The sequence below is a fragment of the Nostoc sp. DedVER02 genome (genome assembly GCF_034530675.2).
In the GTDB taxonomy this organism is placed as follows: domain Bacteria; phylum Cyanobacteriota; class Cyanobacteriia; order Cyanobacteriales; family Nostocaceae; genus Nostoc.
Map to the genome: position 1 here is coordinate 1 of NZ_JAVRCP020000062.1, position 22,760 is coordinate 22,760.

23 protein-coding genes, 2 pseudogenes and 1 riboswitch are annotated in these 22,760 nt (G+C 41.7%); of the genes and pseudogenes, 14 read left to right on the forward strand and 11 right to left on the reverse strand.

Annotated elements, in window-relative coordinates:
• The 3 genes and pseudogenes from RMZ41_RS30710 to RMZ41_RS30720 form a co-directional block, all read left to right on the forward strand.
• A pseudogene (locus RMZ41_RS30710) lies at window positions 1–138 on the forward strand (photosystem II q(b) protein); the annotation flags it as partial.
• Window positions 139–343: 205 nt separating this feature from the next.
• Window positions 344–850 (forward strand): hypothetical protein, encoded by a 507-nt coding sequence (locus RMZ41_RS30715; protein ID WP_322640787.1) that lies wholly within the window; start codon window positions 344–346, stop codon window positions 848–850.
• 48 nt (window positions 851–898) lie between these two features.
• Window positions 899–1,786: a hypothetical protein gene (locus tag RMZ41_RS30720; protein ID WP_322640788.1), complete on the forward strand. Its 888-nt coding sequence runs from the start codon at window positions 899–901 to the stop codon at window positions 1,784–1,786.
• Window positions 1,787–1,864: 78 nt separating this feature from the next.
• Here the strand turns inward: RMZ41_RS30720 and RMZ41_RS30725 are convergent, their stop codons facing one another.
• The 5 genes from RMZ41_RS30725 to RMZ41_RS30745 all read right to left on the reverse strand — a co-directional run bounded on the left by RMZ41_RS30725 (window position 1,865) and on the right by RMZ41_RS30745 (window position 5,664).
• Entirely contained in the window at window positions 1,865–2,578 is a 714-nt protein-coding gene (locus RMZ41_RS30725; protein ID WP_322640789.1) for a hypothetical protein, read from the reverse strand.
• Window positions 2,579–2,861: 283 nt separating this feature from the next.
• Complete coding sequence (gene rpsU / locus RMZ41_RS30730) at window positions 2,862–3,056, reverse strand: 30S ribosomal protein S21 (protein ID WP_322640790.1); 195 nt, start codon at window positions 3,054–3,056, stop codon at window positions 2,862–2,864.
• A 124-nt stretch (window positions 3,057–3,180) separates the two neighbouring features.
• The gene (locus RMZ41_RS30735) at window positions 3,181–3,492 is read right to left on the reverse strand and encodes an RNA-binding protein (protein ID WP_322640791.1); all 312 of its coding nucleotides are present in this window, start codon (window positions 3,490–3,492) and stop codon (window positions 3,181–3,183) included.
• A gap of 394 nt (window positions 3,493–3,886) precedes the next feature.
• The gene (locus tag RMZ41_RS30740; RefSeq protein ID WP_322640792.1) at window positions 3,887–4,747 is read right to left on the reverse strand and encodes a 3'(2'),5'-bisphosphate nucleotidase CysQ; all 861 of its coding nucleotides are present in this window, start codon (window positions 4,745–4,747) and stop codon (window positions 3,887–3,889) included.
• 20 nt (window positions 4,748–4,767) lie between these two features.
• Entirely contained in the window at window positions 4,768–5,664 is an 897-nt protein-coding gene (locus RMZ41_RS30745) for a sugar kinase (RefSeq protein WP_322640793.1), read from the reverse strand.
• Window positions 5,665–5,802: 138 nt separating this feature from the next.
• On the opposite strand from RMZ41_RS30745, the gene rsmI reads away from it, so the two are divergent.
• On the forward strand, window positions 5,803–6,663 hold the full coding sequence (gene rsmI / locus RMZ41_RS30750; protein WP_322640794.1) for a 16S rRNA (cytidine(1402)-2'-O)-methyltransferase: 861 nt from the start codon (window positions 5,803–5,805) through the stop codon (window positions 6,661–6,663).
• Between the two features lie 40 nt (window positions 6,664–6,703).
• Here the strand turns inward: rsmI and glsA are convergent, their stop codons facing one another.
• Window positions 6,704–7,696, reverse strand: coding sequence for a glutaminase A (gene glsA, locus RMZ41_RS30755; RefSeq protein WP_322640795.1), 993 nt, complete (start codon window positions 7,694–7,696; stop codon window positions 6,704–6,706).
• An 888-nt stretch (window positions 7,697–8,584) separates the two neighbouring features.
• On the opposite strand from glsA, the gene RMZ41_RS30760 reads away from it, so the two are divergent.
• From RMZ41_RS30760 to RMZ41_RS30785, 6 genes are all read left to right on the forward strand, one after another.
• Window positions 8,585–9,694 carry a septal ring lytic transglycosylase RlpA family protein gene (locus RMZ41_RS30760; RefSeq protein ID WP_322640796.1) on the forward strand — a complete coding sequence of 370 codons (1,110 nt, stop codon included), beginning with the start codon at window positions 8,585–8,587 and terminating at the stop codon, window positions 9,692–9,694.
• 292 nt (window positions 9,695–9,986) lie between these two features.
• The gene (locus RMZ41_RS30765) at window positions 9,987–11,582 is read left to right on the forward strand and encodes a bifunctional pantoate--beta-alanine ligase/(d)CMP kinase (protein ID WP_322640797.1); all 1,596 of its coding nucleotides are present in this window, start codon (window positions 9,987–9,989) and stop codon (window positions 11,580–11,582) included.
• A gap of 482 nt (window positions 11,583–12,064) precedes the next feature.
• On the forward strand, window positions 12,065–12,667 hold the full coding sequence (locus RMZ41_RS30770) for a superoxide dismutase (RefSeq protein WP_322640798.1): 603 nt from the start codon (window positions 12,065–12,067) through the stop codon (window positions 12,665–12,667).
• Window positions 12,668–13,052: 385 nt separating this feature from the next.
• Entirely contained in the window at window positions 13,053–13,259 is a 207-nt protein-coding gene (locus RMZ41_RS30775; protein ID WP_012412689.1) for a hypothetical protein, read from the forward strand.
• A 165-nt stretch (window positions 13,260–13,424) separates the two neighbouring features.
• Window positions 13,425–14,558, forward strand: a complete 1,134-nt coding sequence (locus tag RMZ41_RS30780; RefSeq protein WP_409876261.1) for an AIR synthase related protein — start codon at window positions 13,425–13,427, stop codon at window positions 14,556–14,558.
• Between the two features lie 468 nt (window positions 14,559–15,026).
• Window positions 15,027–15,713, forward strand: a complete 687-nt coding sequence (locus RMZ41_RS30785) for a PHP domain-containing protein (protein ID WP_322640800.1) — start codon at window positions 15,027–15,029, stop codon at window positions 15,711–15,713.
• Between the two features lie 97 nt (window positions 15,714–15,810).
• Here RMZ41_RS30785 and RMZ41_RS30790 read toward each other — a convergent pair whose 3' ends face one another.
• The 3 genes from RMZ41_RS30790 to cobG all read right to left on the reverse strand — a co-directional run bounded on the left by RMZ41_RS30790 (window position 15,811) and on the right by cobG (window position 18,718).
• Entirely contained in the window at window positions 15,811–16,518 is a 708-nt protein-coding gene (locus RMZ41_RS30790) for a precorrin-2 C(20)-methyltransferase (protein WP_322640801.1), read from the reverse strand.
• Entirely contained in the window at window positions 16,515–17,141 is a 627-nt protein-coding gene (locus RMZ41_RS30795) for a precorrin-8X methylmutase (protein ID WP_322640802.1), read from the reverse strand. Before RMZ41_RS30795 ends, RMZ41_RS30790 begins: the two co-directional genes overlap by 4 nt.
• 89 nt (window positions 17,142–17,230) lie before the next feature.
• Entirely contained in the window at window positions 17,231–18,718 is a 1,488-nt protein-coding gene (cobG, locus tag RMZ41_RS30800; RefSeq protein WP_322640803.1) for a precorrin-3B synthase, read from the reverse strand.
• Window positions 18,719–18,767: 49 nt separating this feature from the next.
• Window positions 18,768–18,900: riboswitch (cobalamin riboswitch) on the reverse strand.
• 158 nt (window positions 18,901–19,058) lie between these two features.
• On the opposite strand from cobG, the pseudogene RMZ41_RS30805 reads away from it, so the two are divergent.
• Together RMZ41_RS30805 and RMZ41_RS30810 are read left to right on the forward strand one after the other, a co-directional pair.
• Window positions 19,059–19,444: pseudogene (locus RMZ41_RS30805) on the forward strand (XisH family protein).
• Complete coding sequence (locus RMZ41_RS30810) at window positions 19,432–19,767, forward strand: XisI protein (protein WP_322640804.1); 336 nt, start codon at window positions 19,432–19,434, stop codon at window positions 19,765–19,767. Before RMZ41_RS30805 ends, RMZ41_RS30810 begins: the two are co-directional and overlap by 13 nt.
• Before the next feature lie 163 nt (window positions 19,768–19,930).
• On the opposite strand, the gene RMZ41_RS30815 is transcribed toward RMZ41_RS30810, so the two are convergent.
• Together RMZ41_RS30815 and RMZ41_RS30820 are read right to left on the reverse strand one after the other, a co-directional pair.
• Entirely contained in the window at window positions 19,931–20,347 is a 417-nt protein-coding gene (locus RMZ41_RS30815; protein WP_322640805.1) for a hypothetical protein, read from the reverse strand.
• Window positions 20,348–20,395: 48 nt separating this feature from the next.
• Window positions 20,396–21,292 carry an FAD-binding domain-containing protein gene (locus RMZ41_RS30820; protein ID WP_322640806.1) on the reverse strand — a complete coding sequence of 299 codons (897 nt, stop codon included), beginning with the start codon at window positions 21,290–21,292 and terminating at the stop codon, window positions 20,396–20,398.
• A gap of 266 nt (window positions 21,293–21,558) precedes the next feature.
• Here RMZ41_RS30820 and bcp point away from each other — a divergent pair, with 266 nt between their 5' ends.
• Complete coding sequence (gene bcp, locus RMZ41_RS30825; protein ID WP_322640815.1) at window positions 21,559–22,038, forward strand: thioredoxin-dependent thiol peroxidase; 480 nt, start codon at window positions 21,559–21,561, stop codon at window positions 22,036–22,038.
• Window positions 22,039–22,129: 91 nt separating this feature from the next.
• Complete coding sequence (locus tag RMZ41_RS30830) at window positions 22,130–22,756, forward strand: type I restriction endonuclease (protein ID WP_322640807.1); 627 nt, start codon at window positions 22,130–22,132, stop codon at window positions 22,754–22,756.
• The last annotated feature ends 4 nt before the right edge of the window (window positions 22,757–22,760 follow it).

The window sequence follows — 22,760 nt, forward strand, 5'->3', positions numbered from 1 at the left end:
ACTTGGGCTGATGTTATCAACCGCGCTAACTTGGGTATGGAAGTAATGCACGAGCGCAATGCTCACAACTTCCCTCTCGATTTAGCATCTGCACAATCCGCTCCTGTTGCTCTTTCTGCTCCTGCTATCAACGGTTAATCCGGTTAATGATAATCTGAGACACGTTTTTCAGGATTATCTATAAAATAAAGACGCTCTCCCGAAAGGGGGAGCGTTTTTGCATTGATTAACGTTCATTAATTCACAATTTAGGCAATAATTATCAAAAAGTAAATTTTACGGGTAATAATTGCTAGCAGCGCAGATAATTGCCTCAAAGCTCAAGTATAAGGAGAAGCCAATAATGATTTTACACCGTGGACGTAGAGTAGTAGCCGCTTTATTGCTGTCAGTGGTACTACTGACAACAGCCTGTAGTCCAAAAACACCTGGACGTTTTGACCAAGCGCAAAAGGAAAGTACTCAGCAAAAAAACGTTGCAGTGGCTAAAACCGCAACTCAGGGTAGCGAATTTAATAAACTTTTCCCTGCTTCAGGTGACGGCTACCAGCGCGTCTATACCCAAGAGAAAAAAGGCTTCGCAGAAGCGAAGTTGAAAAAAGGCGGTAAGGAACTAGCATTGCTATCCATTTCAGATACTACAAGTACACCTAGTGCAGCAGCCAAGTTCTCGAAAAGTGCCAAAAAAATTGGTGGTTATCCCGCAATAGAAGTTGGTAAGACGCAAACTGCAATTTTGGTAGGTAAGTACCAAGTAAAAGTACTTTCCCGCGATCCGTCATTTACAGCTAGCGATCGCGCAGATTGGCTAGAGAAGTTTAATCTTAATGGTCTGGCTAAACTGAAATAATTTGAGCTACGAATACTTAGATAACAAAACCTAAATAAGGAGATTTTTGTGAGCAAGTCGATTGTTGATTTAGTCGATCAATTGCCAACAGGCGGTTTGACCATTTCTATGTTAAAGTCCCTCGATTTTGTTGCTCCTGGAGAGTGGCAAAATACCGTCGGCTTTGTCAACACCATTAAGCTCGTCACTGGCGAAGACGATGAAGATTTAATCCAGCAAATTGGTGAACGAGCCATTTATCTATTCAATGACAAATCCCAAGGATACCAAACAGCTTTGTGGTTATATCAAACCGTTGATGCTACAGATAAAGCCCTTGGTGCAGCCGCATTAGCTAACAAAGTCGGTGAAAAAATTCCTTTATTGGGTTTTTTGAACTCTGTCACTCCTAAAGCAGACAAAGCCCAAACTATTGATTTGACATTAAAATTAGTAGCTGAGTTGGTAGCATTCTGTCAAATTAACGGCATTCCTGGAGACAGTATTGGGGATTTTGTTGCCTCTTTAGGTGAGTATAGTGGTGAATCACTCATCCGTATGGTGGCATTGATTTGCGTTGATGGTTTGATACCCCTGGGCCCAGACTTCATCAGCAAAGCTTTATCTGGGCTTAATCAAACAAATCCACAAGAGTTAGAGCAAAACTCGACTTTTCAAAGCATTAAAGATGTGATTCCAGGGAGCAATGCTGGTAGTAAACTTAACTTTATCGGCGAAAGCTTTAACTCAGTTCAAGGTTGGATGAGTGGGCTAGTCTCTGCGAATAATTTAACGCCACAAAAAGTTGTCCACCACTTGCAAAGCTTTACCGATATTGCCGATGACAAATTAGATTATCTCGCGGCGTTCCTAGATGTAGCAACGAATTATTACGAACACACTGGCACACAAACTTTAGCACGTCGCTTGATTGAACGGGCGGTGGCTGAGATTTAGGTTGATGAAGAATTAAAAAGGGAATAGGTTATAGGTTACAGGGGACAGATTACTTTCTATTACCTGTAACCTTAGCTCTTAGGGTAAACGCAAATCTGCTGCGATCGCATCTAAGTAAGGTTGAAAAATAGCCAAGTCTTCTAGTTTCTCAAACTTACCTGTTTGCCTACTTGTGTCAAATGCAGTGGTAATTACGTAAAGTTTAGTGCCATCAAAAGCAACATGACCGATATGTTGCTCTTGTACTCCGCCTTTTTCCTTAAGTCCGGCGAACCCATAGCGAATTCCCTGAAGCTTACCAATGGGTACTGGTTGCGGTGGGTAGGTTGAGAAAGTAATCTCTTCTCCATATTCACGCTGACGAGCTTTTGCAGATGCAGCGTAGCGATCTGTAACCCAAGCTTTGAGTGCTGGTAATACCTGGGTTTGATACTTAAGACTTTGGTAGTCTGCTTGAGAACCAGGTGCAATACCAACTGCTACAAGTTTCTTTTGGAAATCCTCATTGTTTGCTAAGGGGTAAACATTAATGTCAACTGTACCCAAACGTTCCCCTTTGGAGGAGATACACAACAATGGTGCATTTCCTTCACAAGCTGCAACTTGCCAGTTAGTTGGAGCAGGAGTGTTTCCCAAGATTTTCTGCCAGATATTTCCCTCTTTAGAGTTGGAAAGTTTTACAACGCTAGGAGGTTTTGTGGGTGGAGAAAATTGGGGGAGAACAAATTTTGCTCCCAGAGGTACTAACACTACCAAAATAGAACCTAGTAATAAATGATAAAGTCGTAACATATTTTTCAAAATCAGAGCCAAGCATTGCAGACTAACGATATCTACAATATTTTATGGGTATAGAGCAAGAATATATTTATATAGCGAGGCAAGAGGTAATAAATAGAAAAGAAAGCTCTTTGAATTGTAGTGAGTTTTTTCAAAAATTAAATATGAATTCTATAGTAGCGCTGTATTTCCTTTCAGCGCTACTACGAACAGTGTTGTTTATTAATGTATGCCATAATTACTTTTGCCTTGCTGGAGATATGGCAACGATGAAGCGTAAATTTGCTTGGACTTTCTAATTGAAGCGAGAACGTTGTTGACGACGTTGCTTATGCCTAGCAATTGCTTTACGCTTTTCTTTTTCTATAGGTGTCTCGAAGTGACGCTTTTTTCTCATGTCTTGGAAAATTCCTGCCTTAGAAACTTCCCGCTTAAATCTTCTCAAAGCTGATTCAATACCTTCATTTTCTCCTAAAATTACTTGTGTCATTCTCATTCCTCCTTAATATGGATGAATAGTTCAAGAATAGATACAAAATAAAATATTCCAGCAGAATTTGGCCTTTGGCTTTATCTGCTGGAGACTCTAAATGTGAAACTTTTAGGAATCGACTTTAGTAGCGATTGTTGTTGCGGCGGGCATTACCGCCACCCCAGCTACCACGAGGAGAACTGCTTCTATCCTCACGAGGTTTAGCTTTGTTCACTTTCAAGTCACGTCCCATCCATTCAGCACCATCAAGTGCATCAATGGCAGCTTGTTCTTGTGTGTCTGATTCCATTTCCACAAAAGCGAACCCACGAGGCCGGCCTGTTTCCCGATCTGTGGGTAGTTGAACACGATTTACTGTTCCGTATTCTGCAAAAGCCTGTTTTAAGTCCTCTTCTGTAACCTGATAGGACAGGTTCCCGACGTAAATTGACATAGAAATCTCCGAATTCAGGGAGTGTAGAGAGTTAAATTCGGAGAGACGGTTTTTAGAAATCAAAACTAGTTACTCAACCGAAAATAATCTTTATGTCCATGAGTGTAGCACAGCCTTCCGCCTTTGAATATCGTCTCATGCGGAACTTTGTCCCTATATAAAAATATGCAGATAGGTTTGCATACCTGCCAATGAAGGGCTTTTGTTGTTTGTACTATCAGAGTTACACTTTTAAGAGGAAATCGATTTTAACTAGCGATCGCTCAGGTATTTAGTGTTTTGAAAATTCAACTGTGGACTAATGGGTAAAGATTATTATCGGTAGTCGGTGCAATCATAACATGTATAACTGTTTAAAAAAACAAAATTAAAAATACTCATCTTCAAATACCCATTAGCTTTGGTCAAACTCTGCTAAAACCTTTTCTGCTTCCTTGCACAGCACTTCATGATATTCACCATTACTAGCCAGCAAACCTCCCCATTGATTGATATCACCAGTGTTATACTGCAACGGAGCGCCATCAAAGTGAGTAAACTTACCACCAGCTTCGGTTAAAATCAGTTCTGGTGCTGCCATATCCCAATCTTTGGGCGCAGACTTGCCGGAAAGGGAAATGTAGATATCTGCCTGTTGTTCGACAATAGTAGCAATTTTGCAACCTACACTACCTACAGCTTTCTGATTTTGACAAGGTAAGCTTTGTAGTAAATAATCCAAGCGTTGGTTGCGGTGAGAGCGGCTAACTACTAAAGTTAAATCCTCAACTCGTTTCCCTGAAGATACTTGTAAAGGAACAGATCCGTCACGGGTTTCTACAAATGTCCCTGCACCTTTGATAGCGTAATATAATTTTTCTACTTCTGGTACTGCTACCACTGCTAATACTGGGCGTGTTTCCTTGACTAAAGCAATGTGAACTGCATAGTCTCCAGTTTTTTCGATAAAATCTCGTGTACCATCCAAAGGGTCAATTATCCATACCCAAGGGGCAGAAGGGTGCGTGCCAATAGTTGGGGATTGATAAGTTTCTTCGCTGATGTAAGCAAAATCTTCGTTGCCCAAACTTGCTTGTAGCTTCTGCAAAATATATTGACTTACAGCTACATCGGCAACGGTAACAGGTTCATTTTGTTTATATTGTACGTCTAAATTAGGGTCTTTTGCTGTGCCGTGGTAATACGATCGCAGTATATCTGCTGCGCCCCAACCGATCTCACGAGCGATCGCTAATATTTCTTGTAAGTCTTTCATTAAATTTGACCTTGTTTAATTTAGCTCTTTAAATTCATCCAATGCCGAGTCCCAAAAAATTTACAAGAATTAGCAGCAATATTAGCTGCTAGCGCCAGCGCATCAGTAAAACTTTCCCGTAAAATGTAATTACAAAAAGCACCGTGGAAAATATCTCCAGCCCCTAATGTATCAACCGCTTGAATCTGTGGCACATCTACGATACCAGTTTTAGTGCAACTCAAGTATTCAATTGATTTTTGCCCGTGAGTAATGGCAATGTAAGAAATGTCAAATCCGCTCAGATAGGCAAAAACGTCTTCTCCAGTCTGGCAATTAGGGGGATAAAAATTAGCCGAACAGATGGCATAATCCACAAATGGCAAAATTTGCTCAAATCCAGGTTTCCAACTGCCACCATCAATTACTACTGGGATATTCTTAGCTTTAGCCATTTGAGCTATGGAATAACTAACCGCAATTTGATGTCCATCAATTAGTACTATATTAATATTTGACAAAATATCTGGCGGGATAGATGCGCTGTTGGCTTGAGTTTTGACAGCATTGATCGAAACCACAGCCCGTTCACCCGTAGCTTGAGTGACAATAATTGAAGAAACAGGCGGTGCTAAATCAGTGATAGGCTCAAGGTCTGCGATCGCAACTTTGTAATTTGCCAAATCACCTCGAATTAGCTGTGTCATTGGGTGAGAACCCACTACACCCAAGACTGTAGCCTGATTACCTAAATAATTGAAAGTCACAGCTGCGTTGGTTGCTGGCCCACCTGCTGCTACAGTATGGTCAATAGCGACAATCTTCTGATTATTTTTTGGGGCAGAGTCAGCAAGGTAAATCAAATCTAAGGTTACTAAACCCACGAATAACCCACAATCCGATTTTGGATTTTGGATTTTGGATTTTGGATTAACCATATATCATATATATTTCGTCTCTCTTGTACAGACGCGATTTATCGCGTCTCTCCTGTCTCTCCTGCACAGACGCGATGAATCGCGTCTCTACAAAGCACAGACGCGATGAATCGCGTCTCTACAAACTCCTAATTGCTCATGCAAACCGATCCAAAACCAAGAACACTTTACGTTGTCGGTACACCCATTGGCAACCTGGAAGATATAACCTTTCGGGCGGTAAGAATTTTGCAGACTGTGGATATTATTGCTGCGGAAGACACCCGTCACACAGGGAAACTACTACAACATTTTCAAGTTAAGACTCCCCAAGTGAGCTACCACGAACATAATCGTACCAGCCGCATCCCAGAATTATTAGAGCATTTAGTTAACGATAAAGCGATCGCTCTTGTGAGTGATGCTGGAATGCCAGGAATTTCCGATCCTGGATATGAACTGGTGAAAGCCTGTATTGAGGCGGGGATTTCAGTAGTTCCTATTCCTGGCGCTAGTGCAGCAATTACCGCTTTGAGTGCAGCAGGATTACCAACCGATCGATTTGTCTTTGAAGGCTTTCTCCCAGCGAAAACTCAACACAGACAAGAACGTTTAGAATCTCTGCAAACAGAATCTCGCACATTAATTTTCTATGAATCGCCCCACCGCTTGCGAGATACTTTACAAGACTTAGCACAAGTTTGGGGAAGCGATCGCCAAATTGTGCTGTGTCGAGAGTTAACTAAATTGTATGAGGAATTCTGGCGGGGGACAATTGCCGAAGCGATCGCTTACTATAGCCAACGAGAACCCCAAGGTGAATATACATTAGTAGTGGCGGGAATTCCAGCCAGTCAGCCCCAACTAACAGAAGAAGAATTGAAAGCCGAATTGAAACAGTTAATTAGTCAGGGAATATCGCGATCGCAAGCTAGCCGTCAGTTAGCAAAGTTTACCTCCCTTCCCCGTCGTGAAATATATCAATTAGCTCTTTCTATAGTCTTCACTCCTGAGTTGTGATCTGCAAAAATGAAATGCTTACCCGAAGGATAACTAGCTTTTAATCCCTAGTCCGCAATTTCCCATCTTGACCGGAACAATCAAATAGATGTAAACCTAACCGTTGGGAAAGTTCTTCACACACCTTCACCCCGCGCACACTATTACCACGCACATCCAACAGGGGCGAAAAAACTCCAATGCCCATTTTATTGGGTACTACTGCAATAATCCCGCCACAAATGCCGCTTTTGGCTGGAATCCCAATTTTGTAAGCCCACTCACCTGCAAAGTTATACATTCCGCAGGTGTACATCACACTCAGAATATCTTTGATGTAACGCTTATCTACTGCCTGTTCTTTGGTGATGGGGTTCATACCTTTGTTAGCCAAGGTAGCTGCCATCACTGCTAAGTCTTGGCAATTCACGATCGCAGCACACTGCTGGAAATAAAGATCCAGCGACTCTTCAATATTCCGGTCGATCATGCCAAAGTTGAGCATCAGATGCGCCATTGCGCGGTTGCGATGTCCGGTACTGCGTTCTGAGGTAAAAACTGAAATGTCAACGAACACATCCCGGCCAATATATCGTTTGAACATCTCCAGCATTCGGTTAAGGCGTTCAGTAGGGCCTGAACCTTTAATTAAGCTAGTGGTTGCGATCGCACCAGCGTTTACCATTGGATTATAAGGTCGTTTCGATTGCTCATCTAAAACAATCGCGTTGAATGCATCCCCAGTGGGTTCCACGCCAACTCTAGTTAAAACATAATCGAGTCCATGATCTTCTAAGGCAAGTCCATAAGCAAACACTTTAGAAATCGACTGAATGGTAAAGAGTTGGTCATAGTCCCCAACTTTGTATATCTGACCATCTACTGTGACAATGCAAATACTGAACCAATCTGGGTTTGCCTTCGCTAGTTCTGGAATATATTTAGCTACTGCACCCTCTTGCAGTAACTTGTACTGAGAATGCAATTCCTTAAGAACAGCTAATAATGGCGATGAATCTATTTCTAAATCTTTTTGATTTACTTGGCTTGTCATCAGGTTGGTAGCATTCCCCAAAATATTCACTATATATAGTAGGGTGCAGCTGTACCTCCCTACAATTGGCAAGATTTTGGAATATACACTTTGCTTTAAAAAATTACCCTTGAGCAAATACTTAGAATTAGATTTATCTGTTGTGCTTTCTGATACCTGTCTTTGCTCATTTATAGGCGATCGCTAAGATTTCCTAATTTTTTCATCATTAATCGCAAAAAATATTAAGTTGAGTATCTTTCTTTTTTTTATACTCAGTAATACGGTAAACAAAAGTTATATTAATCACTATTCTAAGTTAACTTATGGAGAACAAAAGTCATCATTAATCTAAGTAGAAAAAAAAGATTAAACTTCAACTAATTTGCATAATTATTTAAGATGTAACTCATGTCACGGCTTATTCACAAGGAAATCTAAATATTTCATTAAATAAATGATTTTAAGTATTTATGCCGATGCCATTTAATTAAAGTTATATTATCTTCTTATAGGAAATAGTGAAAATACATGTTATCTAGAATACACGCATAGTAGTGAGCCTTTAGAAGAGAAATCAATAGGGTATCGTCACTTTGGCATGGACTAAGGGTAAAGTTTTTTTAAGAAATTTTTGAGTTGTAGAAAAAAGCGTTACATAGCCAAAGTCCGCCTTTGAGAAAGGTTTCACGCTAAAATTAGGAACTTTAATTTAATTAAACAGTCGATAATTACGCTAAAACCCTGATCCCCAAGCCAAAAGGTTCGTGTTAGTCTGTTGCAGTTATAAATTCACAAAGTGAAAACGGAACGAGTTCGAGTTTGTCAGAAGGGAAATCACTTTTACAAGTGAAAAATCCCGCAGTTTATAAAACTTAAAGTTCTACAGTCGCTTTCAAAAACGGACGCATGAATCAAAGACATTTGTGGATTATTGTTGCCCTGTCTATGGCTGTTTTGGGCATACCTTCAGTCGGTTGTACTCAAACCACCAAGGGAAATGCGCTAGCATCCCAAAAATCACCTGCCCCTGATGTGGTTAAAGTGGGAGAGTACCAATCCAGAGCAGGGAAACAAACCTTGGATGCTGTGATTACACAAATTCATCCTCACGACATTAAAGGACGTAAGGCGGCAACCCTTTTTATCAAAAATATACCTGTTATCACCTTTTTGAGTTCTGTATCAAATACGAATTTTGAATCTAAAAAAGTTGGTGAAATTGGAAATACTGGGGGCGTACAATCGTACGCCCTTATTGCTAGCAATTCATCAAACGCATTGAATACCGGGAACTTAACAAATGTAAGTAACCAAATTAGTTCCGAAGACAATGACCCAGTTCAGATAGCTAGTGTAGTAGCAGCTAAGATAAACCAGTTGAATCGGGAAAATGTGGACGGGAGCAAGATTACCGTCAGTTGGAAAGCAGGGGAAAAATCCAGTGCCAATCAAGCGCAAAACAAAAGCGTTCCTCCCCAGCAAGATGGCGATCGCTATGTAATCAAAATTAATGGCGAAGAATTGGTCGAAATTAACGAAGATACGCGATTAGCACAGACCAATCCCACCAAAAATTTGGCGGAAGATGCATTGCAAGCAACTAATCGCCTGCGGAGACTTCTAGGCAATGCATCTCCCCTAAAAGAAATTGCCAATCTACCAGTACGTCAACCAATATCAGTACCAAAGTTGCCTCAACAGATTGCTGTTGGAGTAGTGCGAGCTACTTTAAGAGGCATGGCTTCTTATTACGGCTATGACGGTTCTGGTACTCGTACTGCTAGCGGTCAGAGATTCAACCCAGAAGCAATGACTGCCGCCCATCGCAGCTTACCCTTTGGTACGCAAGTGCGTGTAACCAACACCCGTAACGGCCGTTCTGTAGTGCTACGAATTAATGACCGGGGCCCATACATTCGGGGTCGAGTCATTGACGTATCTGCTGGTGCAGCTAGGGTTTTAGGAATGATGGGCAGTGGCGTAGCACCAGTACATATTGAAGTTTTGGGAAGATAATTATTAGGGACTGGGGACTGGGGACTGGTGACTAGGGACTGGGGACTAGTGACTAGGACTGAGACTTTGTAGAGAAAAAAAAACTACTAAAAAAGTCTCCTTTCTATCCCCAATTCTCAATTCCCAATTCCCAATCCCCAATTCTCAATTCCCAATTCCCAATCCCCAATTCTCAATTCCCAATTCCCAATCCCCAATCCCCAATCCCCAATTCCCCTAGTTCAATCAACTCTTCCCCTATTTCAGATATAAACTAACGGGGGAGGGATCGATAAGAACTAGGGGTATTTTTGTGCGCCTGCTGACAACAGTCGCAGCTTTACGCTGCTATTTAACTAAACGCTGCTTAGAAAACGCGGTTACTGAGGATTTAAGACTAGATGAGATGACTGACTGGTATCAGACGGCAGTCGGTCTAGTGCCAACGATGGGGAATTTGCATCAAGGGCATTTAAGCTTGATCCAACGAGCGCGGCAAGAAAATTCTACGGTGATTGTGAGTATTTTCGTCAATCCCCTGCAATTTGCTCCCAATGAGGATTATCAACGCTATCCCCGCACTTTAGAGCAAGACCAACAACTTTGCGAACAAGCTGGGGTAGATGCCATTTTTGCACCGAGTCCTGAAGAGATGGCGGTTCCCCAGAAGAGTATACAAGAATCAAAGGTTACACAAGTTATACCACCATCTGCTATGATGACAGGCTTGTGTGGTCGTTCTCGGCTGGGTCACTTTCAAGGTGTCGCTACGATTGTTGCCAAGCTTTTTAACTTGGTACAGCCTGACCGTGCCTACTTTGGTCAAAAGGATGGTCAGCAACTAGCAATTATTAAACGCTTAGTAGCTGACTTAAATTTGCCAGTAGAAATTGTTGGTTGTCCAACAGTGCGAGAAGCGTCGGGTCTTGCCTTCAGTTCGCGTAATCAATATTTGACTGCAACGGCAAAAGAGCAAGCGGCTGCATTATATCGCGGCTTGCAACGGGCTGAAGCTGCTTTTATTGCAGGCGATCGCAATAGCAACAAGTTGATAGCAGTGGTACAGCAAGAAGTGGCAATGGTCAGCACAATTTTAGTGGAATATATTGAATTAGTTGAACCGACTACGTTGATGTCTTTAGAAAAAGTTGAGGAGGAAGGAATGTTGGCGATCGCAGCCCGTCTTGGTTCTACACGTTTGATTGACAATACCATATTGCGCGATCGTCAACCCATTATCGCCATTGATGGCCCAGCCGGTGCTGGAAAATCCACAGTGGCGCGACAAGTGGCAGCAAATCTGGGTTTAGTCTATTTAGATACAGGAGCAATGTACCGTGCTGTCACTTGGTTAGTGCTGGAAAAGGGCATTGCTATTGATGATGAGTGTGCGATCGCTGAATTAACTAACCTGTGTAAAATTGAACTTACTCCTGCCCAGGATTTACAATCGTCCGTGCGGGTTTGGATAAATGGTACTGATGTTACCCAGGTAATTCGCACCGTTGAGGTAACATCTCTTGTATCTGCGATCGCAGCCCAAAGCGCTGTCCGTCAAGCACTGGTTAAACAACAGCAAAGCTGGGGTAAAAAAGGTGGTTTAGTTGCTGAAGGGCGAGACATCGGTACTCACGTGTTCCCCGATGCCGAAGTGAAAATATTCTTAACCGCTTCTGTAAGTGAACGCGCCCGTCGTCGGCAGGAAGACTTTAACAAACAAGGTCAACCCGAAATCAATTTAGAGCAGCTAGAACGGGATATTGCCGAACGTGACTGGAAAGATAGTACCCGCAAAGTTTCACCTCTGCAAAAAGCAGCAGATGCGATTGAAGTTCAAACCGATGGTTTGGATGTGTCTGAAGTTACGGCACAAATTGTTAACTATTACCAGCAGCGTTTATCTCAGTAGTAATTACCGCTATTCACGGTTAGCTTTTTAGTTTCAAAGGGTGGTGGGTCAGCGATCGTTCACTTACCATCCTTTAAATAAAATAGCTAATCTAACTATCGATTTAAAATCAAGCTTTATTGAAGAATAAATATAATATTATTTTTTTAAGTATTAAATTATCTTGCTTTCGACTGATTTTTGTTATTGCAATTTATCCTACTAAAGGTAGAAGTATAAAGGCTTTAACTCCTAAATGCTAATTAGTATATTGGCCTTTCGCTACGAAATATTAGCCATTTTTATTGATAATCGTGGATTCCTAGCGATTTGACTTATCACCAAAGTACTTTGTTTTCGTCTTCACTTTGGTAGTAGAATGACGATGTTAAGTTTTATGTTTCATCATTAAAGACATAAAACCTCAAAAATAAAAGCTGTTAATTTCCCAAGCTTCTGCAATAGCTTAAAACTGGAAACCGGTAAAGAGAGGATTTGACACAATGGCATTTGTACAGGCTCCGCTACCCTTCGATATTAATGCTTTAGAGCCAAATGGCATGAAAGCTGAAACTTTCGAGTATCACTATGGTAAGCATCACAAAGCTTATGTAGACAACCTCAACAAGCTCACTGAAGGAACAGAACTTGCTGATAAGTCTCTAGAAGAGGTGATCAAAACTTCCTTCCAAGACTCCTCTAAAGTGGGAATCTTCAACAACGCTGCTCAAGTTTGGAACCACACCTTCTTCTGGAATTCCTTGAAACCAAATGGTGGCGGCGCACCCACCGGCGATCTCGCAGCCAAAATTGATAAGGATTTTGGTAGTTTTGACAAATTCAAAGAAGAGTTTTCTAACGCGGCTGCAACCCAATTCGGCAGTGGTTGGTCTTGGCTGATTGATGATGGTGGTACGCTAAAGGTGATCAAAACACCAAATGCAGAAAACCCTCTAGCTCATGGCAAGAAGGCACTCCTAACCTTGGATGTTTGGGAACATGCATACTACATTGACTACAGAAATGCCCGTCCAGCATTCATCAAGAATTTCCTAGATAACTTGGTTAACTGGGACTTTGCTGCTGAAAACTTGGCTAAAGCTTAATTAATTGCTGAATTTAACTGAGTGCGATGCCTCTTAGTAAGCTGCGCCAGAAGTTAATTTACAAAAGTTGAAGCAGAAAGCCCACTAGGAAAAGGGAGAAATTCTTTTTAGTTTCTCCCTTTTCTGTTTTTCAGTAGTGGGATGGGCATGGGCTGAATAAAAGTAGTTGCATGAAAATCAAATTTAGGACTTATGCATTGACAGAAAACACCAAATATGAATGTTTTAAAAAACCATTTGTTGTAGGTGCAATTTATGAATTGCCCTAAAAGGCGGATCAATTTACCATAAAAGAATGATTAATAAAAACCTGAAACTAAGTTTTGACCTTATACACAACATGATTATTTTGTACAGGGTGTAAGTCTTAAAAATATAAAACATTATGGATAGCAAAGAACTAGCGCAATACATCGAAGCAACAAATAGCATTACTAAACCTTGGGTATTAGTACAACTGCGCCTCAAGAAATTGCAAGAGCGTCGAGCAACACTTACAAATGATGTCTATACCAAAGAATTAGAAGATATTTACCAAGACTTGATGAATTTAGGTGAATGGTGGCGCGGTATTGAAGATGAGGTATTTTAAAGTAGTGACGAGTTAGGAGTTATGAGTTATGAGTTTTCCTAACTTTTAACTCCTCACTCCTAACTTAAAACGCAACCTGATGGCTTAGGAGTTATGAGTTTTACTAACTTCTAACTCCTAACTCCTCACTCCTAACTTCTAACTCCTAACTTAAAACGCAACCTGATGGCTCAAGTCGATCAAGTCGATTACGATACTCTCGATGCCGCAAAAAGACGCTTCATCGAAGCTGCAAAACGCACGCTTACCTTTGCAAGCGCCTATGGAACCGTCCCCGCATCGGGTCTTGGAGCAAGTGCTAACGCTTTCAGCTTCAACCTCGCTCCATTTATTCAAGCGGGCGCTCCAGAACTTTCTTTAACACTCGTCCCCGAAGGACTAGGAACGGCAGACGATACCCGCCCTGATGACCTTTCTGAAGAAGAACTTCGGCGATTCTGGTGGAACATCGGTATCAAGATCATCTCGTGTCTGACAAATGATGCGGCAACATCAGGGATGCAGACTCTACTTCTTGGTCTTTATCTACCATCAAGTACTCCTGAAACGATCTTTACCCCCACTTTCCTTGATGGGTTTTTGGATGGAGTTGTTGAGGGGTGCAAACGAGTGGGGTGTGTTTATCTCTCAGGTGAAACTCCTCAGCTAAAAACTAAGATGATTCCAGGCCGGCTTGATATTGCAGGTTCGGTTTTTGGCGTGATGCCGCCTGGGGTCGCTCCCATTGATAGCTCGCGCCTGGATGCCGGAAATACCATTGTTCTGGTCGAGAGTTCTGGCCCCCATGAGAACGGCTTTACCCCACTGCGAAAGCTTGCTGAGTCTCTCCCTGATGGCTATAGAACAAAACTTCCGAGTGGGCAGGAGTTCTGGGAAGCGATGAATGCAGCATCATATCTCTACACGCCCCTTGTACAAGCGGTGCTTGGTGAGGGAATTCGCCCCACTGCGATAGAGAATATCACCGGACATGGTTGGCAAAAGTTGATGCGGTCGGTAAAGCCGCTTCGATATGTCATTGAAACTATGCTCCCAGTGCCAGAGATATTTAAATTTGTCGAGGGTCATCTTGAGGGTGGGGCAGAGACGATGCTTTCCGTGTTCAATTACGGAGCCGGATTTGCATTCTATACAGAGTCTGTGCAGGATGCAGAAAGGATTGTCATCCTCGCAAGAGAACATCAGCTAACGGCTGTGATTGCTGGAAGGGTGGAAGCGTCCCTTAGCCGCGAGGTGGTAATAGAACCGGTTGGGGTAACGTTGAAGGGAGATTCTTTTGCGATCGCGCGGGGAGTATAATCAGCCGCAAGCTAGGCATAGCCCGTCGTAGACATCGCTAGTTTTTTTGCAACTATTGTAAACTCACTCATGCAATGCCTAGATTGAAATCATCACTGGATTAAATAATTTTAGTATAATTACTGTTAAACATATATTAATTTTTACACACAATATATATTTTAATTTCAGATTGATTGTAGAAAATTATTTTCCTAATCCTTTGATACAAACCATTTATTAAAAATAGTCTAGGTATATTTATAAAATTTAATATGCAATATTTTTTACCACTTATTTCTAAAGTAGTGCAAATTACCCATGACTACTGAGGTTAAGATTTGCTAACGTAGTCTTAACATATTGAAAAATTTGCTGATAAAGCTGAGAAAGTAGCTACCAATACTAATTTGCAGTGTTGGAAATTTCTCATCTGTAAATGGGGCGTTTTAGTGTGTTAAAAGTATATATTTTTATTCAGAGGGGGTTATGGCTGTAAATTTGACCCGGACTACTGCTTCGGCAGAACTTTTGAAGCAAGTATTCCAGAACATTGATGCATATAGTTGTCCAAGGTTATTCAACTTTCATACGCATACAATGTACTCGGATGGCAGGTTGCAGCCGAGTGCATTGATGGAGCAGGCGATGGCTATTGGACTAAAAGGATTAGCCATCACTGACCATCATGGTATTATGGGCTATCAAGCTGCCCTTGCTTGGTTAGAAGATTGGAAGTGGAGTAATTCTGGTGCAAGCGCTCCTCTTCTGTGGAGTGGTGTGGAAATTAATGCGAACCTTCTGGATACAGAAGTTCACATTTTGGCTTATGCTTTTGCTCCAGAACACTCTAGTATGAAACCCTATCTGCAAAGAAGGCCGACTACAGGGCAAGAATATCAGGCAAGTAACGTGATTGCTGCTATTCATGAAGCCGGGGGATTGGCAGTTTTGGCTCATCCAGCGCGTTACAAGCGATCGCATTTTGAGTTAATTCCAGCTGCATCCCAAAAGGGTATTGATGGCGTAGAAACTTTTTATGCCTACAATAACCCTAAACCTTGGCAACCCAGCGTATTGGAATCAGAACAAGTGCAAAAGTTGGCTGATGAATACTTTCTTTTCAATACCTGTGGTACTGATACCCACGGTTTGAGCCTGCTACAACGCTTGTAAAAATGAATCAATTAGTAGTGTTTAGAGATTTCCGATCCTCCCAACTCCTTTAAAAAAGGGCTTAGGGAGGATCGCATCTTAACCCAAGCCTATTGGTTCAAAGCCGATTCTTAGTTGGGATTACAATCATTGAGAAATAGGGGACTTTATCTGGATCGACTTCATCCAGAGGTATAATGCGTTGCTGTGAAGTTGATGCCCGCTCAATATATTTTGCTCGTGATGCTAGCCCTAATTTATGCAAGATATCCCGTACTTTGGTAAAGTGACGACCTAGCTTCATAATTGCTGCCGCATCAGTCATCAACAAATGTGTAGTTAGTTCTTCTGGGGGCAATGGGGCAGGTAGTACGGTGAGAATATCAGTGTAGTAGGTGAAAGGCATACCCAAGGCTACCGGACAAGCCATCAACGAAGAAACTCCAGGGACGACTTCTGTTTGATACTGGTCAGATAACCGCGTAAATAGGTACATGAAGGAACCATAGAAAAATGGATCTCCCTCGCATAGCACCACCACATCTCGACCTGCCGCTAAATGTTCGGCAATTGGTTCAATTTCCTTATCATAAATAGACTTGGCCTTTTCTGGCTCCAAAGCGCGGGGGAGATGAAATAACACCTCGATTTGATTCCCAGGAAGATATTGCGCCACGATCGCTCTAGCGATACTTTCTTTATCTGTGGCTGACTGATAAGCTACCACAGGAGCGGCACGTAATAACCGCAGTGCTTTGAGAGTCAATAGTTCGGGATCGCCAGGGCCGACACCAATTCCGTAAAGACGACCTTTGTCCATATTCATTCTTCCTCCGTTGCCAGGGCGTTAACTGCTGCGGCTGCGATCGCACTCCCACCACGCCGACCATGTAATGTTAAAAATGGTACATTTCTGCTATCTGCCGCCAATGCTGCTTTCGATTCGGCTGCACCAACAAATCCCACTGGAAAGCCTAAGATAATCGCAGGTTTCGGCACACCTTCATCGAGCATTTCTAACAATCTAAATAGTGCTGTAGGCGCATTCCCAATTGCAATTACCGATCCTTCCAGGTGCGATCGCCATAATTCTAGGGCTGCCGCCGACCTTGTAGTACCCAAACGCTGGGCAATTTCTGGGACTTCTGGCTCGTTGAGAGTACAGATAACTTGATTATTGGCAGACAAACGTCGCCTGGTAACGCCATCAGCAACCATGCGGCAATCGCATAGAATTGTAGCTCCTGCTGCTAGTGCTGTCCTTGCGGATTGCACTGCTGTTGGTGAATATCCCAAGTCAGTAACAATATCCGTCATCCCACAGGCATGGATGAGACGTACAGCAACTTTTGCTACATCTGGTGGTAGCACATCTAGGTTTGCTTCTGACCGGATGATTGCAAAAGAATTACGGTAAATTTCGTTGGCATCTCGGATATAGTCGGGCATTCGATTTGGGATTTTGGATTTTTAATTTTGGATTGAGCAATGAAAATCGAAAGGCTCAGATTGCTGACTTTTATAAAAAGTTGGGAATCTTATTGTTCAGGAATAATATTAAATAAGTGCTGTAATTGGGGCACTGCATATCGATTAGCAAATTCCCCAAAGGACTCATCAGAATTTAGACGTTGAATTTTATATATATCTAGCATCCGCTCTATTAATGCAGGTAGTTCAGCAAAAGTCACATATTGATATATTTGCCGTCCAAATTTCTGCTTGCTGTCACCAACATAAACGTGATAGCCTTCCACAGCTCCACTGTCAGTATTGAGGCTGACACCAAGCAGAGTAATATCACTCTTGCTGTGCTGGGCGCAGGATTTTTCGCAGCCAGTGAAGTGGATATTAATAGGGCAATCGAGAGTAACGCGAGTTTCAAGATACTCCGCTAATGCCAACGCATGACTTTTAGTGTCCGTAGCAGAAGAGGCACAACCCCTGTTTCCAGAACAGGCAACTAATGCACTTTTTATGTTAGTTGCAGAAGAATCTAATCCTAAAAAAGCAATTTCACTTTGGATATCACCAAGCCATTGCAGAGGAATATCAGTTAAGAGCAAATTTTGCCAGGGGGTTAACCGAAGACTACCGCTACCATATTTTGCGGCTAAATCTGCCAAACCCTTTATCTGTCTACTTTCCAATCGTCCCAAAGGCAAGACGATACCAATGTAAAATAAACCTTGCTGAGGTTGGGGATGGATACCAATATGCTGATACTTGCCCTCTCCTTGAGGAATAGCAGAGAATTCCTTTAGGGGTTGAGGGGTTAGGTATTTTCCCGCTTCACCGTACAAAAGAGGGAAAGGTAAACGCTGTTGAACTTCTTGGAGATAATTTTCACAACCCAAAGTATTCAATAACTCTAAGAGACGTAGCCGACGCTTATTTGTAGTCTTAGTATGAGCTAGATAGACCTCTGCCAAAGCTGCCAAGAGGGGTAAACATTGCTCTGGTGGTAACAAAATTCCCGTATCACTAGGTGGTTGGCCCTTTGCGCCGACACTGAGATGGAGGCGGAAATAAACATCACCATCAACTAAGACAGCAGCAAATAGGATATCATTTAGGCGATCGCACACCCGAATTATCCCACCACCATCAAAGCAAACGCTAAATTTTGCCGACAGTCCCGAAAGCGCCGGATGTGCAGCAATATAATTATCCCAATCTTGGACAAAAGGGCGAGTGTCAATTAATTCTTGCGGGTCAATACCAGCAGTTGGGCTGGTCATAATATTGCGGATGTGGTCTACAACAGAATTGTGAGAACCTAATCCTATATTTTGTAGATGCTTCAGAACCTCAGCATCGATCCCCGTGCGGATTTCGCGGACTTGTAAGTTAGCTCGATTAGTCACATCCACATAGCCGCCGCCATGCTGATCTGCTATATCTGCGATCGCACGGCATTGCTGACTACTAATAATTCCACCTGGTATTCTAATGCGAGATAATATACCATCTGCGGCGGGTGTAGCGTAAAATAAGCCAGGACAAGTGGCAACTCCAGAAAGCAAACTTGTAACTCCTTCCCCGTGCAACGCAGGGAGTAGACGGTGAGTGTGTCTTCTTTGACATCTTGAGAGTTGGCATTCTGACTTGGGCGATCCCATCACAGCTGCGGCACAGTCCCGGAATTTCACCGGAGTTTCCCAACTCCAAGCTTTAATAATTTAGCACGAGAAGGTAGTCAGAAAATTTAATGCTTCATATTTTTAACGGATTGCGGAAAGTCAATCAATTGCAAGGGCTTTGACTTTTTATATCCAGTGCTATATTTAAAAGCAATACCAATTTGTAATCCCCTGCGGTCAGCTGCACTTGATTCATCTACATATTTAAGAAAGTTATATTTAAATGGCTGCAAAAGATATTTTTCATGATGCTGTTAGAAAAGGACTAGAAAAAGAAGGTTGGTTGATTACAGATGATCCTCTAGAAATTGAAGTCGGTGGGGTTGAATGTACATTGATTTGGGTGCAGAACCGATATTAGCAGCTGAGAGAGCCGGAGAAAAAATAGCGGTTGAGATTAAAAGTTTTCTTGGTGAATCAAATATTTACGAATTTCATACAGCACTAGAGATTTAAGAACCAGAACGAGTTTTATACTTAGCTGTTCCTTTAGGAACTTATAGCAGCTTCTTTGCATTGCAATTTATTCAAATTGTTATTCAACGCTCTCAACTAAAGCTAATCGTTTACGATCCTGTGAATGAGGGGATTGTAGAATGGAAAAATTAGAACAATATCGAGCTTATATTCAACAATTACTGGCAGAATACGCTAGTCGAGGTTCATCAAAGAGTGAAATAGAAAAACAAATTATTTTTGATCCTATTAACGATCGCTATCAATTAGTATACGTAGGCTGGAAGAGTCGACGACGACAATATGGGTGTGTTTTGCATCTTGATATCAAAGATGGGAAGATTTGGATACAAAACGACGGTACTGAGATTGGTATTGCCAATGACTTAGTAAAGTTAGGAATTCCAAAGGAAGATATTATTTTGGCATTTCATGAACCATTAGTAAGGCAATACACGGGGTTTGGTGTGGGTTAAAAAAGCTATGTCATTGGGAGGAATTTCAAGTATAAAATATCCCAATATTTCTTGTAGGATGTGCCAAAAATCCCCAACTTTTAATATAAGTGGAGAATCTGAGCCTTTAGCAATGCCTGCGGCGGGCTACGCCTACGCAAACTATAACAATTTTACAATTCCCCTACTCAAAAACATAATTTTGAGCCACTTTCCAGTAGCGCGAAAACCGCTTCAAGTCAATATAGCCATCATAATCAAAAAATGGTTCCACCTCTAGCACTTCCACTCCTATAGAACGCTCCATCTGATTGCAGATATCATCAAATCGGGGACTGGGACTTTCGGCTGTGACAACTAAATTTGCATCATGTTCTTTCGCAAAAGCTAAAATTTCTTGTGCCACATCGCCACGACGGATAACAACGGGTAACTCTAGCAAGCATTCGTAAATAAACGTGAGGCGTTTGAGACTTAGTTGCCATTCCTCTATTAAAGCCTCATCCCAAACCCAGATAGCTGGCGCATCGGGATATTTTTGTAGTACAGGGTTGTATGGGCTGAGGCAATCTCCATGTATCCAAACAATTGGTTTTGTCATTTGTCATTTGTCATTTGTTATTTGTCATTTGTCATTTGTCATTTGTTATTATTCTCTCCCTTGTCTCCCTTGTCCTCCCCCACTCCCCCTACTCCCCTTCCCTTTTTTATCACGCTGCCAACTTTGGCTATTAGCTTGTTTGCTAAATTCCCCTTTGGGAAAAAGTCGCTGTTCTAATTCTTCATAGCTGCCTTCAAAATCACAATGACCGTAAAGGGGACATTTTTGACAATAAATGCCTTTAGTGTAGCGTTCTAAGTTCTCACGATTGAAAAAATAGGGTTTCTGACTAAACGTACTAGCAACCCACTGCCAGGACATATTATTGCTAGCCGGATCTCCATCTAAAAGGTGTTCGAGAAACCACTTGGCTCCTGCTTGCCAACGAATCTGCCGCCAATGGACAATGTAAGCAGCTAGCCACATCCGGGCGTGGTTATGTAAATAGCCAGTTTCTTTTAAATCATGGCTAAAGCTGTCTATACAAACCATACCTGTGGTTCCTTGTCTGATATCTTGCGGCAATTCGGGTGCATATTCAGCTACAGTGTAACCAGTTTTATACTCTTCCTGGTCTTTCCAAATTCCATCCCCTAACTTCACATACAACCGTTGCCAATAGTCGCGCCAGCCTAACTCGTTAATTAATTTCGTAGCATCATTTTGTTGCTGTACCCGTTCAAGGACATAATCTCGAATTTCTCGCAAACTCAAAACACCATAACGAATGTAAGGCGAAAGTCGCGTGACTGCACCTGTGAAAAAATTACGTGTTTGCGCGTACTGTACTGCATCAACTTTTTGTAGCGCTTCTTGTGCTGCTTTGCGTCCTCCCAGAGTTTGGCTGATGTGTTCATCGCGTTCTGCTACACTTGGGAATTGTTCGCGGAGGTAGGCTACCAACTGATCGCGGTTGGTAAATTCGCGTTGCATATCTTTAGACATTTGAACTTTGAAGGCTGAGAATAAATAAACAAAAACATTTGTAGGCTAAGTCATTATTATTGCGGATAAATAGAAGCGATCGCTCTCAACCTTATGAGAGAACTTTTTTCATAAGCAAATATAAATGTGTATGTAGGTTAGCCATCTAATTATTTGGGTTTTACTATTGTTCAACCAAAACTAATACTATTCGTAATCAGTGGTTACGTGCGATCGCTTAATCTATGTACAATTCTAAAGCGATTCCAATCTCTCACACTTCCATCATGAGCAACATTCCCCAAGTTGGACAATCAGCGCCAGATTTCTCCACACCTGACCAAAATGGTAATGCAGTCACTCTCGACGACCTCAGCAGTCAGTGGGTTGTCCTCTACTTCTACCCCAAAGATGATACACCCGGTTGTACCACCGAAGCGAAAGATTTCACCGAGTTGTATCAAGACTTTAGCGCAGTGGGAGCGAAAATCTTAGGCGTGAGTCCAGATTTGGGTAAGTCCCATTGCAAATTTATCAGCAAACATAACTTGTCAATCACCCTCTTGAGTGACCCAGAACATATTTTGACAGAAGCCTACGGCGCTTGGCGCTTAAAAAAATTTATGGGCAAAGAATATATGGGTGTTGCTCGGTCAACTTTTCTCATCTCACCTGATAAAATGATTGCCTATGCTTGGCCGAACGTAAAAGCCAAAGGTCATGCACAAGCAGTTTTAACTAAATTGCAGGAATTAGCAGCTACGTAAAGTCCCAAGTGAGTTATGCAAACACAATTTAATGTAAGTATAGTTACAACCGAGCTAAATAAATCGATAAGCACAAGCAATGAAATAAATTATGGCTCAATTTATCCAAGTACAAAATATTGGGCTTGCTTATCTGGAAGAAAGATTTGGTCTACAGTTAGCCCAAGAAGAGGCGTTCTTTAGGGAATGGTTTGAGCATTTACCAGAAATTACAGATTTAGAAAAGCAAGATTTAGACAGAGTAAAACTTCATTTTCTCCGTTTAGCCAAGCGTCCTCCTTTATCAGAAGAAACAGTAAAACTAGTAGTTTTATCTCCTTTACTAAATTTAGCTGGATTTTATGATGAGCCTTTTTATATAAGAGGTGAGGAATCAATAGAAATTTCTGCGGAGGATGAAGAAGAAGTTATTAGAGGTAGAATCGATATTTTAGTTATTCAAGAAAAATTATGGTTGTTGGTAATTGAATCTAAAAGGTCTAGCTTTTCTATTTTAGAAGCCATACCCCAAGCACTCACTTATATGTTGGGTAATCCTAGTGAAGACAAACCTACTTTTGGATTAGTAACAAATGGTAGCGATTTTATTTTCCTGAAGCTTGCCAAACAAAATCAGCTAAAGTATGCTATGTCTGACCAATTTACACTTTTGAAACGAGAAAATGAACTGTATCAGGTTCTAAGCGGATTAAAAAATTTGAGTAAAATTTTGAGTTAATAAT

Coding starts and splice junctions, on each gene's coding strand:
- RMZ41_RS30715 (WP_322640787.1), top strand. CDS start 344: ATGATTTTACACCGTGGACGTAGAGTAGTAGCCGCTTTATTGCTGTCA.
- RMZ41_RS30725 (WP_322640789.1), bottom strand. CDS start 2,578: ATGTTACGACTTTATCATTTATTACTAGGTTCTATTTTGGTAGTGTTA.
- rpsU (WP_322640790.1), bottom strand. CDS start 3,056: ATGACACAAGTAATTTTAGGAGAAAATGAAGGTATTGAATCAGCTTTG.
- RMZ41_RS30735 (WP_322640791.1), bottom strand. CDS start 3,492: ATGTCAATTTACGTCGGGAACCTGTCCTATCAGGTTACAGAAGAGGAC.
- RMZ41_RS30740 (WP_322640792.1), bottom strand. CDS start 4,747: ATGAAAGACTTACAAGAAATATTAGCGATCGCTCGTGAGATCGGTTGG.
- RMZ41_RS30745 (WP_322640793.1), bottom strand. CDS start 5,664: ATGGTTAATCCAAAATCCAAAATCCAAAATCCAAAATCGGATTGTGGG.
- rsmI (WP_322640794.1), top strand. CDS start 5,803: ATGCAAACCGATCCAAAACCAAGAACACTTTACGTTGTCGGTACACCC.
- glsA (WP_322640795.1), bottom strand. CDS start 7,696: ATGACAAGCCAAGTAAATCAAAAAGATTTAGAAATAGATTCATCGCCA.
- RMZ41_RS30760 (WP_322640796.1), top strand. CDS start 8,585: ATGAATCAAAGACATTTGTGGATTATTGTTGCCCTGTCTATGGCTGTT.
- RMZ41_RS30770 (WP_322640798.1), top strand. CDS start 12,065: ATGGCATTTGTACAGGCTCCGCTACCCTTCGATATTAATGCTTTAGAG.
- RMZ41_RS30775 (WP_012412689.1), top strand. CDS start 13,053: ATGGATAGCAAAGAACTAGCGCAATACATCGAAGCAACAAATAGCATT.
- RMZ41_RS30780 (WP_409876261.1), top strand. CDS start 13,425: ATGGCTCAAGTCGATCAAGTCGATTACGATACTCTCGATGCCGCAAAA.
- RMZ41_RS30785 (WP_322640800.1), top strand. CDS start 15,027: ATGGCTGTAAATTTGACCCGGACTACTGCTTCGGCAGAACTTTTGAAG.
- RMZ41_RS30790 (WP_322640801.1), bottom strand. CDS start 16,518: ATGAATATGGACAAAGGTCGTCTTTACGGAATTGGTGTCGGCCCTGGC.
- RMZ41_RS30795 (WP_322640802.1), bottom strand. CDS start 17,141: ATGCCCGACTATATCCGAGATGCCAACGAAATTTACCGTAATTCTTTT.
- RMZ41_RS30810 (WP_322640804.1), top strand. CDS start 19,432: ATGGAAAAATTAGAACAATATCGAGCTTATATTCAACAATTACTGGCA.
- RMZ41_RS30815 (WP_322640805.1), bottom strand. CDS start 20,347: ATGACAAAACCAATTGTTTGGATACATGGAGATTGCCTCAGCCCATAC.
- RMZ41_RS30820 (WP_322640806.1), bottom strand. CDS start 21,292: ATGTCTAAAGATATGCAACGCGAATTTACCAACCGCGATCAGTTGGTA.
- bcp (WP_322640815.1), top strand. CDS start 21,559: ATGAGCAACATTCCCCAAGTTGGACAATCAGCGCCAGATTTCTCCACA.
- RMZ41_RS30830 (WP_322640807.1), top strand. CDS start 22,130: ATGGCTCAATTTATCCAAGTACAAAATATTGGGCTTGCTTATCTGGAA.